Genomic DNA, 14,356 nt, shown 5'->3' on the forward strand with positions numbered 1-14,356 from the left:
CCTGACCTAGACTTATGTGCCGAATGGGACAGCCAGGTTCACCCGATCCGGCCCAAACGGCAATTCTGCGGAACAACCCCATGCACTGTACAGAGGCGGGGTTCGCATGGCTCATCGCGCCTCGCGTTTTCCCCCTTCAAACTGCAAGTTTTTTGTGCCAATTGCCCGTAAAGATGCCAAATTGACGCAGCGCCCATGCGTGCTGCGTCGGCGAAGCCCGGGAAGACAGGCCTGACCATGAAACTCGTCGTCGCGATCATCAAACCCTTCAAGCTCGACGAGGTGCGCCAGGCGCTGACGTCGATCGGCGTCCACGGCATGACCGTGACCGAGGTAAAGGGCTATGGCCGCCAGAAGGGCCACACCGAAATCTATCGCGGCGCCGAATATGTCGTGAACTTCCTGCCGAAACTGCGGATCGAAATCGCGGTGCCGACCGACATCGCGGAGAAGGCGGTCGAGGTGATCACCTCGACGGCGCGCACCGGGCAGATCGGGGACGGCAAGATCTTCGTGACCCCGATCGACCACGCCCTGCGCATCCGCACCGGCGAAACCGACGCCGACGCGCTCTGACCTTTTCGTCGATCGCACCGTTCGTCGATCGCATTTGGCGGCGACGTCACGGGGCGGCCGGCCTCTCTTGCTGGGGGACCACGACATGGCGGCTCACTCGCGCCGCGCGGCAACGATGGCTGCGCCGACTGGACTCGCGTTCGCATTCTCGCTCGTGACGCCGGCGCACGCCGCGGCAAGCGAGATCAGCGCCGCCGACACCGCCTGGATGACGGTTGCGACCGCGCTGGTCCTGATGATGACCATCCCCGGGCTCGCGCTGTTCTATTCGGGCATGGTGCGCAAGAAGAACGTGCTGGCGACCATGGCGCAGAGCCTCGCCGCCGTGGTGCTGATCTCCATCCTCTGGGTCGCGTTCGGCTATTCGCTCGCCTTCGTCGGCGACGGCCCGTGGCTCGGCACGCTGGACCGCTGGTTCCTCGCCGGCATGGCCATGGACAGCGTGAATCCGGGCGCCAAGACGATCCCCGAGGCGCTGTTCATGCTGTATCAGATGACCTTTGCCATCATCACGGTGGCGCTGGTCGCAGGCTCCGTCGCCGACCGCATGCGCTTCTCCGCCTATGTGCTGTTCTCGGTCGGCTGGTTCATCTTCGTCTACATTCCGCTCGCGCACTGGGTATGGGGCGGCGGTTTCCTCAACAGCGCGGGCGTGCTGGATTTCGCCGGCGGGCTGGTCGTGCATCTGTCGGCGGGCACCGGGGGCCTGGTGGCGGCGATGATGATGGGCCGCCGTCACGGCTACGGCACCGACAACCTGTCGCCCTTCGACCTGTCGCTGGCGGTGATGGGCACGGGACTGTTGTGGGTGGGCTGGTTCGGCTTCAACGGCGGCTCGGCGCTGGCGGCCAATTCGCGCGCGGTCATGGCGATCACCGCCACGCACCTGGCGGCCTGCGCCGGCGCAGCGACCTGGGGCGCGATCGAATGGTCGACGCGGCGCAAGCCCTCGGTGCTCGGCATGATCTCGGGCGCGGTGGCCGGTCTCGGCACGATCACGCCGGCCTCGGGCTTCGTGGCGCCCTGGCACGGCATCGTCATCGGCATCGTCGCCGGCCTGATCTGCTACTGGGCCTGTACCTGGCTGAAGCTGCGCTTCCGCTACGACGATTCGCTCGACGTGTTCGGCGTGCACGGCATCGGCGGGCTGACCGGAACCCTGCTCTGCGGCGTGTTCGCCACAGCCTCGATCGGCGGCACCGGCGGCCTGCTCGAGGGTCATCCGCAGCAGGTGCTGACCCAGCTCTACGGGATCGCGGTCACCTTCCTCTGGTCGGGGGCAGCGACCTTCGTCCTGCTGAAGCTGGTCGGGCTGTTCGTCCCCTTGCGCGTGTCCCGCGAGCAGGAACTCGAAGGCCTCGACATCACCCAGCACGGCGAAGCGCTGCAATAGAGTCTTCAAACGGTATTTTAAAACCGACGCCTGCCCGACACGTGAGCAACAACGTGTCGGCAGTTCAGCCTGCCCAAACCGTAGGCAGGCACGATGACGTTTTGAGCGCGACGTAACAGCGCACTGCGTCCCGATCCAGGGGGAGCGCGAAAAGCCCCGATTTCATAAACCGTTAGACGATGTCGAGCGATCTGGCACGGCATTTGATTCTACGGGTCCCGGCTGTGCCCGCGTAGTGATCCCTTCTCCTCGTGGCGAACCAGTCGAGAGCGCCCGGCCATGTCCGGATCGGGCCCAAGCGGGGATAGGACCCATGAAAATCGTTATGGCGATCATCAAGCCATTCAAGCTGGAAGAAGTCCGTGATGCCCTGACCGCCATCGGCGTTCACGGTCTCACGGTGACGGAAGTCAAGGGATATGGCCGCCAGAAGGGCCACACGGAAATCTATCGCGGCGCCGAATACGCCGTGAGCTTCCTGCCCAAGATCAAGATCGAGGTCGCCGTCGCCACCGAGCAGGTCGACAAGACGATCGACGCCATCACGTCCGCGGCCAAGACCGGACAGATCGGCGACGGCAAGATCTTCGTCATCGGTCTCGACCATGCGGTCCGCATCCGCACCGGCGAGGCCGACGCCGCGGCCCTCTGATTTCGCGCTCAACCTCATCCCATCAGGAGTAAATGAAAATGACGTTCAAGCGTCCCTATGGCGCGGGATTGGCGGCCCTCGCAGTCGGCATGTTCGCTGCGACCGCAGCCTGTGCCGCGCCGACCGTGAACAAGGGCGACAACGCCTGGATGCTGACATCGACGGTGCTGGTGCTGTTGATGACCATCCCGGGCCTTGCACTGTTCTACGGCGGCCTCGTCCGCTCCAAGAACATGCTCTCCGTGCTCGCGCAGGTGTTCTACACGGTCTGCGTCGTCACCGTGCTCTGGGCCCTCTACGGCTACAGCCTCGCCTTCACCGGCGGCTCCGACTTCATCGGCGGCTTTTCCAAGGCCTTTCTGATGGGCATCACGACGGACTCCAGGGTGGCGACCTTCAGCGTCGACGCCAACATCTCGGAGCTCGTCTATGTCTGCTTCCAGATGACCTTCGCGGCGATCACGCCGGCGCTGATCGTCGGCGCCTTCGCCGAGCGCATGAAGTTCTCGGCGGTCGCGCTGTTCATCCCGCTCTGGGTCACGCTGATCTACTTCCCGATCGCGCACATGGTCTGGTACTGGCCGGGACCGGACGCGATCCAGGATGCGGCGAAGGCGTTGGCGGCCGCGACCGACGCGGCGGCGAAGGCCGCGGCGCAGGCCAGGCTCGACGAGATCAACGCCGACGCCGGCTGGGTCTTCAAGAAGGGCGCGATCGACTTCGCGGGCGGCACCGTGGTGCACATCAACGCGGGCATCGCCGGCCTCGTCGGCGCGCTCCTGATCGGCAAGCGCACCGGCTACGGCAAGGAGCTGATGGCCCCGCACTCGCTGACCATGACCATGATCGGCGCCTCGCTGCTCTGGGTCGGCTGGTTCGGCTTCAACGCCGGCTCCAACCTCGAAGCCAATGGCGGCGCCGCGCTCGCCATGACCAACTCCTTCGTCGCCACCGCCGCCGCCGCGCTGTCGTGGATGTTCGCGGAGTGGATCCTGAAGGGCCATCCCTCGGTGCTCGGCGCGCTCTCCGGCGCGGTCGCGGGCCTCGTCGCGGTCACCCCTGCGGCCGGCTATGCCGGTCCGATGGGCGCGATTGTGCTCGGGCTCATCGTCGGCGTCGTCTGCCTGTTCTTCTGCACCGTGGTGAAGAATGCGCTCGGCTATGACGACTCGCTCGACGTGTTCGGCGTGCACTGCGTCGGCGGCATCGTCGGCGCGATCGGCACCGGCATCCTGGTCAACCCGGCGCTCGGCGGCGCCGGCATCGTCGACTACACAGCGATCCCGCCCAAGGTCGCCGACTACGACTTCGCGGCGCAGATGATCGCACAGGCTACCGGCGTCTGCACCACGCTGGTGTGGTCGGGCCTCGGCTCGGCGATCCTCTACAAGGTCGTCGACGTGATCGTCGGCCTGCGCGCCAATGTCGAGACCGAGCGTGAAGGCCTCGACATCACCGAGCACACCGAGCGCGCCTACAACATGTGACTGTTCCTCCCGGGATGCGGCTCCCGACCGGACTGCATCCAAAACTTCGGTTTGGGCACATACCCGGCAATGCCCCGACCGTTGAGGGGCTCCAGCGCAAGCTGGAGCCCTTTTCTTTTTGCCGTGCGCTCAAGAGAAAGGGCAAGAAAGGGGATTGCCAAGCGCGGCTGCCGGCGCAGAAATGGCGGCCACAACAACCACAACGAGGGGAGGTCGCCATGCGACTTGAAGGCGGATGCTATTGCGGCAAGGTGCGCTACGTGGCCGAGGGCGAGCCGATGATGCAGGCGCAATGCCATTGCCGGGAATGCCAATACATCACCGGCGGCTCGCCCAACACGTTCATCGCGATGCCGGCGGCCGGCTTCAGCTACGTCGCCGGCCAGCCCAGGCAGTTCACGCGCAGCGACCTCGAGCGGGCGGTCACTCGGGAATTCTGCCCCGAGTGCGGCACGCATGTGGTGACGCGGGTGCCCGGCCTGCCGATGGCGGTCGTCAAGGTCGGCACGCTGGACGAACCGGCGCAATTCCAGCCGCAGATGGCGATCTACACGATCGACAAGCAGCCCTTCCACCAGATCCCGGCGGGACTGGCGGCGTTCGAGAGACTGCCGGGACGATAGATCGTGACGGGATGAGGCCGAACTGCAGCAGCATCGGAAACTTGCCTCTCCCTTGAGAGAGGTACCGAGGCCCGCGAGGCCGGCCGATTCAACGCGCTCAGGCGGCGACCAGCGAACGCGCGTCGGCCTCGACCACCCGGTCGCGGCCGCGGCGCTTGGCGGCGTACAGCGCGCGGTCGGCGATCCGCATCAGTTCGGCAAGATCGGCGTCGGCGCAGGAGACCGTGAAGCCGATGCTGATGGTCACCCGCTCCAGATGCGAGCCGATCGGGATTTCGCGCGCCGAACAGGCGGTCCGGAGCTGCTCGGCATATTGCTCGGCCTGATCGCGGGTGGCGCCGACCACGAGGCCGGCAAATTCCTCGCCGCCATAGCGCGCGACGAGCGCGCCCTCGTCCTTGGCGAGCCGCCGCAGCACGCCGGCGATCTCGACCAGCACGTTGTCGCCGGCCTCGTGGCCGAAGCGGTCGTTGATCGACTTGAAATGGTCGATGTCGCACAGGAACACCATCACCGGCACCGCGCGCTTCCGCGCGGAGGTCAGCGCCAGGACGGCCGCATCGTCGAAGCCGCGCCGGTTGAACAATCCGGTGAGCTGGTCGGTCTGCGAGATGCGCGACAGCTCGCTGCGGGTCACCGTCAGGTCCCGCATCAGCCGCGCCGAACGATAGCTCAGCGCGGCCGACAGCGAGATCGAGATGAGAGTCGCAACGGCGAGGCTGAAGCAGAGGATGTGGCCGACGCTCACGGTCGCGTCGAAATTGGTGCCGAGATCCGCAAGCAGCGTGATCGCGGTCATGACGATGGTCAGCCCGGCGGCGATCGCCGCGCGCTTGCCGGTGTGGCGAAGGACATCGCCATGCGTCGAGATTTGAGTGGCCATGCCCCGCCCCCGCTGTCGCGGAAGGGCATAGCACCGCGCCTGATTGCGAACCGCTAAGGTGGCGACGTTCTTGAATCCGGCGGTTAACGTTGCGCGACGCAGGCGGCTAAAATGCAGGGAAAACGAGATTGCCGGCGCAACCGTCGCGAGGCCGCATCCCGTTGTCATCGACGGAAATAGTCGGCTCTGGACGGATGGGCCGGCCGATGGTTAATCGCGTCTTAACCTCGCCCTATCTATGGTGAACTGAACCGCTTCCGGCCCGGTTTCACATGCGACCGGCAGTTCCAAGAGTTCAGTTCAACAGTGCTGGCGCCCAACGTATGGCTATGACCGCTTCATCCCGTGCGCCGCAGGGCGGTGGAAGCTCCGAGACCGAGCGCTCGCCCTTCATCCGGCTGACCGAGCTGCTGGCGCCCCATCAGCCCGGTAAGCCTTTGATAACGCTGTCGCTTGGCGAGCCGCAGCATCCGGTGCCGGACTTCGTCGGGCCGGTGCTGGCCAAGCATGTCGCCGATTTCGGGCGCTATCCCCTCGCCAAGGGCATCGAGCCGTTCCGGAAAGCCGCCGCAAGCTGGCTCGGCCATCGCTTCCGCCTGCCGCGACCGGTCGACCCCGACAGCGAGGTGCTGGTGCTGAACGGCAGCCGCGAGGGCTTGTTTTTCGCCGCGCTGACCGCCGTGCGCTATGTCGGCGAGCGCCGTGGCAGGCCGGCGATCCTGATGCCGAATCCGTTCTATCCGGTCTACGGCGCCGGCGCCCGCGCCGCCGGCTGCGAGCAAGTCTATCTGCCGACCACGGTCGAAAACGGCTTCCTGCCCGACCTCGACGCCATCGACGAGGCGACGCTGGCGCGCACGGTCGCGTTCTACATCGCTTCGCCCGCCAACCCGCAAGGCTCGGTCGCCACGCGCGGCTACTTCACGAAGCTGAAGGCTCTCGCCGACCGTTTCGGCTTCGTCATCCTCAGCGACGAGTGCTATTCGGAAGTCTACACCAAGGAGGCGCCCGGCAGCGCGCTCGAATGCGCCGGCCCCGACTTCGCCCGCGTCGTCGCCTTCCAGTCGTTGTCGAAGCGCTCGAACCTGCCGGGCCTGCGCGTCGGCTTCGCGGCCGGCGACAAGACGTTTCTCAACATGTTTCACGAGCTGCGCAACGTGGCCGCGCCGCAGGTGCCGGTGCCGCTGCAGCACGTCGCAACGGTCGCCTATGGCGACGAGGCGCATGTCGAGGAGAACCGCCGGCTCTATCGCATCAAGTTCGATCTCGCCGACCAGATTCTCGGCAATCGCTACGGCTATCGCCGGCCCGACGCCGGCTTCTGCGTCTGGCTCGACGTCTCCGCGCTCGGCGGCGACGAGGCGGTGACCGTCAAGCTCTACAGGGAAGGCGGCGTACGCGTCGTGCCGGGGAGCTATCTGGCGCGGCTGCAGCCGGACGGCTTCAATCCGGGGGCGGGGTTCATCCGCCTCGCGCTGGTGCAGGACGGCGAGACCACCGCCGAGGCGCTGCACCGCCTGGTCGAGACGCTGGGTTAGGCAATCCCCATGAGCATGTCGACGATCGAACGTGTCATCCCGCTGGTCGCTCACCTGCCGCCGTCGGTTCGCGACGCGCTGGCGCGGCGCTTCCGCGAGCTCGCGGGCCTCGGCCTGATCGCGCTGTCCGGTGTCGCCGCGAGCGCGCTGATGACCTGGTCGGTGCTGGATCCGAGCCTCAGCCACGCGACCGCGCGACCGATCCGCAACATCCTCGGCCATGCCGGCGCGATCGGCGCCGATCTCATGATGCAGATCTTCGGCCTCGGCGCGATCATGCTGATCCTGCCGGTCGCGGTGTGGGGCTGGCGGATGCTGACCCATCGTCCGTTCGATCGCGAGGCGCTGCGGCTCGGCGCCTGGGTGCTCTGCACGGTGATCGCGGCCGGCTTCGCCGGTTGCTGGCCGCATGGCGGCGCATGGCCGTTGCCGACCGGGCTGGGCGGCGTGGTCGGCGACGCCCTGGTACGCGCGCCGGCGGTCATCTTCGGCCCGCCCGGCACGATCTACCGCCTCTCGCTCGGGGCCATCCTGTTCGTCGCGACGGCCGCGACCTTCCTCGTCGCCTGCGGCCTCGGTGCGCGCGCCCGCGACGAGGAGCTCACGCCGATCGTGGATGACGACACACCGTTCGAGGCGACGGACGAGGATCGCGGCTCGGTGTCGCTGGGCTGGCTGTTCCATGCGCTGATGAGCGCGAAGGCACGGCTCGGCTGGCTCATCGGCGCCGCTTACCGCTCGCTGGTCTCGAGCGCGCCGAAACCGCACGCGGTATCGTTCGATCGCCAGGAGCCCAGCCTCGGCGGTCGCAATGCGCCTGCACTCGCGCCGCAAACCGACGACGAGGAAGAGGACGAGGAGGAAGAGGAGGAGGCGCCGGCCGCGCGCACCCCGCGCAAGAAACCCGCGCCCCGCGCCGCCGCGAAGAAGGCCAGCGACAAGTTCGATCTTCCCTCCGTCTCGATGCTCGCGGCGCCGAAGGCCACCGACCGCCAGCCGCTCAGCAAGGCCGAGCTGGAAGCCAATTCGCGCGCGCTCGAAGGCGTGCTCGGCGATTTCGGCGTGCGCGGCGAGATCGTCAAGGCCCATCCGGGCCCGGTGGTCACGCTGTATGAGCTCGAGCCCGCACCCGGCATCAAATCGTCGCGCGTGATCGGATTGTCCGACGACATCGCCCGCTCCATGAGCGCGTTGTCGGCGCGCGTCGCGGTCGTTCCCGGCCGCAACGCCATCGGCATCGAGCTGCCGAACGCGCATCGCGAGAAGGTGTATCTGCGCGAGCTCCTGACGGCGAAGGAAGCGACCGAGACGGTGGCGAAGCTGCCGCTCTGCCTCGGCAAGACCATCGGCGGCGATCCCGTCATCATCGATCTCGCGCGCACGCCGCACATGCTGATCGCCGGCACCACCGGCTCCGGCAAGTCGGTCGCCATCAACACCATGATCCTCAGCCTGGTCTACCGCCTGCGCCCCGACCAGTGCCGGCTGATCATGGTCGATCCGAAGATGCTCGAGCTGTCCGTCTATGACGGCATTCCCCATCTGCTCACGCCCGTCGTCACCGATCCGAAGAAAGCGGTGGTCGCGCTGAAATGGGCCGTGCGCGAGATGGAGGAGCGCTACAAGAACATGGCCAAGCTCGGCGTACGCAACATCGACGGCTACAACACGCGCCTGCTCGAGTTGAAAGCCAGGGGCGAAGAGCCGACGCGCACCGTGCATACCGGCTTCGACAAGGAGACCGGCAAGGCGATCTACGAGGAGGAGAAGCTCTCGCTCGATCCGCTGCCCTACATCGTCATCATCGTCGACGAGATGGCCGACTTGATGATGGTCGCGGGCAAGGACATCGAGGGCGCGGTACAGCGGCTGGCGCAGATGGCGCGCGCCGCCGGCCTGCACGTGATTCTCGCCACGCAGCGTCCGTCGGTCGACGTCATCACCGGCACCATCAAGGCGAACTTCCCGACCCGCATCGCCTTCCAGGTCACCTCGAAGATCGACAGCCGCACCATCCTCGGCGAAATGGGTGCCGAGCAGCTGCTCGGCCAGGGCGACATGCTCTACATGGCCGGCGGCGGCCGCATCAGCCGCGTGCACGGCCCGTTCGCCTCCGACGAGGAGGTCGAGAAGGTGGTGCGTCATCTCAAGACGCAAGGACAGCCGGAATATCTCGAGGCGGTCACCGCGGAAGAGCCCGGCGAGGACGAGGACGGCGCGGTGTTCGACGCGACCGGCATGGGCGCGGACGGCGGCGGCGACCTGTTCACGCAGGCGGTTGCGATCGTCAAGCGCGACCGCAAGGCATCGACCAGCTACATCCAGCGCCGCCTGCAGATCGGCTACAACCGCGCGGCATCGCTGATGGAGCGCATGGAACTGGAAGGCATCGTCGGGCCGGCGAATCACGCCGGCAAGCGCGAGATCCTGGTCGAGGAAGAAGACAGCCATATGTGAGGCCGCCCGGCCTCGAAATGGATCATTTTCACGCAAAAACGATATCCGCTTTTCACCGAAACCACGGTAAAAGGGCGCCCAGCCACACAGGACGACGCGTTGATCAGGAATCAGAAAACATCCGCCGCCTGCCTTGCTGCGCGCGGCGTGCGCATGGCGGGCGCGCTCCTTCTCACCGCCTCGATGGCTGCAGCGAGCGCGACCTCGTTCGCGCAAGCCGTGCCGGTGCCGAAGCCGGCGCCGAAGGGCCGCGAGGCGGGAGCTGCGGGCGCCGCCGACGCGCAGAGGGGACCGACGACAACGGGCGCGACCCAGGTGCCGCCCAATCCGGTCATTCCCGATCCGCGCCGCAACGTGCCGACCAATTTGTTCCAGACGTTCGATGCCGGCCAGAAGGCGCAGGCGGCCAAGGTCAGCGCCTATCTGTCGTCGCTGCAGACGCTGGTCGGGAATTTCGTCCAGGTCGGTCCCGACGGCAGCAAGACGCAGGGCGACTTCTACATCCAGAAGCCGGGCAAGGTGCGGTTCGAATACGATCCGCCGAATCCGATCGACATCGTCGCCGACGGATCCTCGCTGGTGGTGCGCGACCGCAAGCTCGCCACGCAAGACGTCTATCCGCTGTCGCAGACGCCGCTGCGCTTCCTGCTGTCGGATCGCATCGATCTGATGAGGGACACCAACGTCGTCAGCGTCGCTTCCGACGACCTCTTCGTCAGCGTCACCATCGAGGAGAAGCAGGCGCTGATCGGCACCAGCCGGCTGCTCCTGATGTTCGGCGCCAAGGACGGCCAGCTGAAGCAATGGACGGTGACCGATCCGCAGGGCTACGACACCACGGTCGCGGTCTACAATCTCGACTCCACCAAGAAGCTCGATCCCGGCATGTTCAAGATCGACTTCACCAATTACGGCACGCCGCCGGGTTGAGGGCCACTGCCGTAGGGTGGGCAAAGCGAAGCGTGCTCACCTCGTTCTTCGCAAGCTGGCAGAAAATGGTGGGCACGGCGCTCTGCGCCTTTGCCCGCCCTACCAGGGCTTGCTAAGACGCATTTTCCATGCGTCTTTCCCTGACAACCTGGAACATCAATTCGGTGCGGCTGCGCATCGATCTCGTCGCGAAGTTCATCAAGAGCGCACGGCCGGACGTGCTGTGCCTGCAGGAGACAAAGTGCATCGACGATGCGTTTCCGCTGAAGCGCTTCAAGCGGCTCGGCTATGAGCACGTCGCGCTGAACGGGCAGAAGGGCTATCACGGCGTCGCCATCGTCTCGAAGCTGCCGTTCGAGAGCAAGGACATCCGTACCTTCTGCGACAAGGTAGATTCGCGCCACATTTCAGTGTCCTTCGGTGAACGTGCGAACATCGCAAAGCCGCTGGTGGTGCATAATTTCTACGTGCCGGCCGGCGGCGACGTTCCCGATCCGGCGCTCAACGAAAAGTTCGACCACAAGCTTCGCTTCCTCGACGAGCTCCGGGCTTGCGAGCCGCTGCATCCGCGCGGCGACGATCGCCACATCCTGGTCGGCGATCTCAACGTGGCGCCGCACGAGAACGACGTCTGGTCGCACAGGCAGCTCTTGAAGGTGGTCTCGCACACGCCGATGGAATGCGAAAAGCTGCTTGCCGCGCTGTCGGCCGGCGAATGGATCGACGTCGCGCGCGAGCGCATCCCGATGTCGGAGAAGGTCTATACGTGGTGGAGCTACCGCGCCGCCGACTGGACCGTGGGCGACCGCGGCCGCCGCCTCGACCACATCTGGGTCTCGCGCGCGCTGAAGGACGCGGTCAGCGATTTCAGGATCTTGCGCGACGCCCGCGGCTGGGAGCGGCCATCTGACCACGTGCCGGTAACGGTGACGCTGGAGGTGTGATCTCATGGGCCACCCGTAGCCCGGATGCAGCGAAGCGCAATCCGGGCTACAAGACTACGAAGCCGGCTCGCACGGGACGTCTCACGTGCTCAGCTTGCCGCCGGCCATCAGGATGTCGCTGGCAATCTGGCTCGAGCGCACCGCGAATTCGTCGCGCAGGCGGCGCGCGGCGGCGGGATCGCTTTCCAGCACGCGCTGGAACAGGCTGCGGGCGATGCGGATGACGGCGGAATGCTCCAGCGCGACCGCGCTCGAGGGCCGCTTCATCGGCACGACCAGCGCGAGCTCGCCGATCAGCGCGCCGGGGCCTGCGATCATCTCGGCGCCGGCGCCGTCCTCGACCCGAAACGCGCCGCGCTGAACCACGAAGCCGGCATCGGCCTCGTCGCCCTGGTTGAACAGCGTGTCGCCGCGCGCGAAACCGCGCTGCTCGGAGCCGATCGCCAGCATGCGCAGCGAGGCGTCTCCCAACAGGCGCAGTGTCGGGACACGCTCGAGCAGCGCTACGTCATCTTCGATCGACATTCAGGACCGAGGCATTCAGGACCGAGGCTCAAAAACACCCGGTTCTACGACGAATCGCGGGTCCTTCGAGCGTATCACGGCACCAGCTTGTAGCCACCGGCTTCCGTGACCAGGATCTCCGGATTGGCGGCGTCCTTCTCGATCTTCTGGCGCAGCCGGTAGATGTGGGTTTCCAGCGTGTGGGTGGTGACGCCTGAATTGTAACCCCAGACTTCCTGAAGCAGCGTCTCGCGCGACACCGGCATCTGGCCGGCGCGATAGAGGAAGCGGAGGATGGCCGTTTCCTTCTCCGTCAGTCGCACCTTGCGGGCGTTGGCAGCGGTCAGCATCTTCGATCCCGGCCGGAAGCTGTAGGGACCGACCGAGAACACCGCGTCCTCGCTTGCTTCGTGCTGGCGGAGCTGGGCGCGAATCCGCGCCAGCAGAACGGCGAAGCGGAAGGGTTTTGCGACGTAGTCGTTGGCCCCGGATTCCAGGCCCAGAATGGTATCGGAGTCGGTGTCGTGGCCCGTCAGCATGATGATCGGAGCCTTGAAGCCGCCCTTGCGCAGCGAGCGCACGACCTCGCGGCCGTCGGTGTCGGGCAGGCCGACATCCATCAGGACCAGATCGGGTGCGTTGGCCTTGGCGGCGCTGGCCCCCTTGGCACCGGTGTCGACGCCGGAGGCTTCGAACTCTTCGTGCAGCGATAATTGCTCCACCAGCGTGTCGCGCAGATCGGAATCGTCATCCACGATCAGGATCTTGCGGGCATTGGCCATGGGGTCATCCTTTGCGGTCCGGCCAGACGCGTGCGACGGGCCGCGCTCGAGCCGTGATGGTAAGTTGAGGGTCGCCAGATTTATTGTTGTTCGTGTTGAAGTAGTGGGCTGTTACCGATTCACAAGCCAGAACCACTCTAACCCAAAATGGCAGGGCATTTCGATGAATGTCCTGTAATGCGGCCGGGACTGCGATCTCGCATGAAAACAATAGATCAATCAAATGCTTATATCAGAGGCCGGTGTGCCGGACCGCTGTCCGCGCTGCGCGTCCGACCGGCCGCCGGCAATCCCAGGCGGGGCTGGCTGACGGCGGGCGCGCTGACGATTCCCGTGGCGCTCGGGCGGGGCGGCATCCGCGCCAACAAGCGCGAGGGCGACGGCGGCACGCCGAGGGGCACCTTCCGGCCGCGGCAAGTGTGGTGGCGGGCGGACCGCCACAGCCGGCCGCAGACCTACTTGCCGGTCCGCGCCATCGACGCCGAGGATGCCTGGTGCGAGGACCCGACCAACCGCCACTACAACCGCGCGATCCGACGCGGGGGCGAGCAGGGCGGCGACCGGCTCGCCCGCGCCGACCATCTCTACGATTTCATCGTCGAGATCGACCACAATACGCGGCCGCGCATTGCCGGCCGCGGCAGCGCGGTGTTCCTGCATCTCGCGCGCGACAATTTCGGTCCGACCGCGGGCTGTGTCGCGATGACGAAATCGGCGATGCTGCGATTGCTGCGGCGAATGGGGCCGCGCACCAGGATCATCGTCGGGTGAGGACCATGCTGAACAACGACCAGATCGCCGCCGCCTCGCGTATCCTCTACGGCCACTGGCAGGCCGGTACCAAGCTTGATGCACTCGAGGCGCCGCTGCAGCCGCGCGATCGCGCGGACGGCTATGCCATCCAGGCCGCGCTCGAATCCCGCTCGAACGAGAAGCCGTTCGGCTGGAAGATCGCGGCGACCAGCGAAGCCGGGCAGAAGCACATCAACGTCGCTGGGCCGATGGCCGGACGCATTTTGGCCGAGACCGTCATCGCCGATGGCGGCACCGCCTCGATGAAGGGCAACGAGATGCGGGTGGGCGAGCCCGAATTCGCCTTCCGCATGGGCCGCGATCTGCCGCCGCGCGCATCAGCCTACAGCGTCGCGGAGGTGCTTGCCGCGGTCGCCACGCTGCATCCCGCGATCGAAATCCCGGACTCGCGCTTTGCCGATTTCGTCAGCGCCGGAGAAGCGCAGCTCATCGCCGACAACGCCTGCGCGCATCTGTTCGTGCTGGGTTCGCCGACGACGGCGGACTGGCGCGCGCGCGATCTCGTGGAGGAGCGGCCGGAGATCACGCTGCGCGGCCAGCGCCATGTCGGCCACGGCAGGAACGTGCTCGGCGATCCCCGCGTCGCGCTCGCCTGGCTCGCCAACGAATTGCGCGCGCTCGGCATCACGCTCCGGGCGGGGGAGGTGGTGACGACAGGCACCTGCCATCCGCCGCTGCCGATCGCGGCGGGCGATCGTCTCGCGGCGGATTTCGGCGTGCTCGGAAAAGTATCGGTGAAGTTCGAGTAGGACGCCACAAGATAGCCTGCTGCGA

Annotated in this window: 14 protein-coding genes; 11 read left to right on the plus strand and 3 right to left on the minus strand. The window is 66.4% G+C overall.

The genetic code is table 11. The features are described 5' to 3' along the window. The first annotated feature begins 237 nt into the window (after positions 1 to 237). From KGM94_RS01370 to KGM94_RS01390, 5 genes are all read left to right on the plus strand, one after another. Complete coding sequence (locus tag KGM94_RS01370) at positions 238 to 576, plus strand: P-II family nitrogen regulator (RefSeq protein ID WP_300254110.1); 339 nt, start codon at positions 238 to 240, stop codon at positions 574 to 576. 85 nt (positions 577 to 661) lie between these two features. Beyond that, positions 662 to 1,969 carry an ammonium transporter gene (locus KGM94_RS01375; RefSeq protein WP_300254111.1) on the plus strand — a complete coding sequence of 436 codons (1,308 nt, stop codon included), beginning with the start codon at positions 662 to 664 and terminating at the stop codon, positions 1,967 to 1,969. A gap of 313 nt (positions 1,970 to 2,282) precedes the next feature. Continuing rightward, positions 2,283 to 2,621, plus strand: a complete 339-nt coding sequence (locus tag KGM94_RS01380) for a P-II family nitrogen regulator (protein ID WP_300254112.1) — start codon at positions 2,283 to 2,285, stop codon at positions 2,619 to 2,621. Positions 2,622 to 2,659: 38 nt separating this feature from the next. Then, the gene (locus tag KGM94_RS01385; RefSeq protein ID WP_300254113.1) at positions 2,660 to 4,108 is read left to right on the plus strand and encodes an ammonium transporter; all 1,449 of its coding nucleotides are present in this window, start codon (positions 2,660 to 2,662) and stop codon (positions 4,106 to 4,108) included. A gap of 218 nt (positions 4,109 to 4,326) precedes the next feature. After that, positions 4,327 to 4,731, plus strand: coding sequence for a GFA family protein (locus KGM94_RS01390; RefSeq protein WP_300254114.1), 405 nt, complete (start codon positions 4,327 to 4,329; stop codon positions 4,729 to 4,731). 97 nt (positions 4,732 to 4,828) lie between these two features. On the opposite strand, the gene KGM94_RS01395 is transcribed toward KGM94_RS01390, so the two are convergent. After that, positions 4,829 to 5,614, minus strand: a complete 786-nt coding sequence (locus KGM94_RS01395; protein WP_300254115.1) for a GGDEF domain-containing protein — start codon at positions 5,612 to 5,614, stop codon at positions 4,829 to 4,831. Between the two features lie 323 nt (positions 5,615 to 5,937). Between KGM94_RS01395 and KGM94_RS01400 the strand changes: the two genes are divergently transcribed. From KGM94_RS01400 to xth, 4 genes are all read left to right on the plus strand, one after another. Next, on the plus strand, positions 5,938 to 7,152 hold the full coding sequence (locus tag KGM94_RS01400) for an aminotransferase class I/II-fold pyridoxal phosphate-dependent enzyme (RefSeq protein ID WP_300254116.1): 1,215 nt from the start codon (positions 5,938 to 5,940) through the stop codon (positions 7,150 to 7,152). A gap of 9 nt (positions 7,153 to 7,161) precedes the next feature. Next, complete coding sequence (locus KGM94_RS01405) at positions 7,162 to 9,609, plus strand: DNA translocase FtsK (RefSeq protein ID WP_300254118.1); 2,448 nt, start codon at positions 7,162 to 7,164, stop codon at positions 9,607 to 9,609. Between the two features lie 153 nt (positions 9,610 to 9,762). After that, positions 9,763 to 10,539, plus strand: a complete 777-nt coding sequence (locus KGM94_RS01410) for an outer membrane lipoprotein carrier protein LolA (protein WP_300254119.1) — start codon at positions 9,763 to 9,765, stop codon at positions 10,537 to 10,539. A gap of 128 nt (positions 10,540 to 10,667) precedes the next feature. Continuing rightward, a complete protein-coding gene (gene xth, locus KGM94_RS01415) occupies positions 10,668 to 11,483 on the plus strand; it encodes an exodeoxyribonuclease III (protein ID WP_300254120.1) in 816 nt (271 codons plus the stop codon). 81 nt (positions 11,484 to 11,564) lie between these two features. Here xth and KGM94_RS01420 read toward each other — a convergent pair whose 3' ends face one another. After that, positions 11,565 to 12,008 carry a cyclic nucleotide-binding domain-containing protein gene (locus KGM94_RS01420; protein ID WP_300254122.1) on the minus strand — a complete coding sequence of 148 codons (444 nt, stop codon included), beginning with the start codon at positions 12,006 to 12,008 and terminating at the stop codon, positions 11,565 to 11,567. 74 nt (positions 12,009 to 12,082) lie between these two features. Then, positions 12,083 to 12,769 (minus strand): response regulator transcription factor, encoded by a 687-nt coding sequence (locus KGM94_RS01425; RefSeq protein WP_300254124.1) that lies wholly within the window; start codon positions 12,767 to 12,769, stop codon positions 12,083 to 12,085. A gap of 201 nt (positions 12,770 to 12,970) precedes the next feature. Between KGM94_RS01425 and KGM94_RS01430 the strand changes: the two genes are divergently transcribed. After that, entirely contained in the window at positions 12,971 to 13,540 is a 570-nt protein-coding gene (locus KGM94_RS01430) for a L,D-transpeptidase family protein (protein WP_300254126.1), read from the plus strand. A 5-nt stretch (positions 13,541 to 13,545) separates the two neighbouring features. Next, complete coding sequence (locus tag KGM94_RS01435) at positions 13,546 to 14,331, plus strand: fumarylacetoacetate hydrolase family protein (protein WP_300254128.1); 786 nt, start codon at positions 13,546 to 13,548, stop codon at positions 14,329 to 14,331. The last annotated feature ends 25 nt before the right edge of the window (positions 14,332 to 14,356 follow it).

Source organism: Bradyrhizobium sp., from assembly GCF_028868675.1.
Taxonomy (GTDB): Bacteria; Pseudomonadota; Alphaproteobacteria; order Rhizobiales; family Xanthobacteraceae; genus Bradyrhizobium.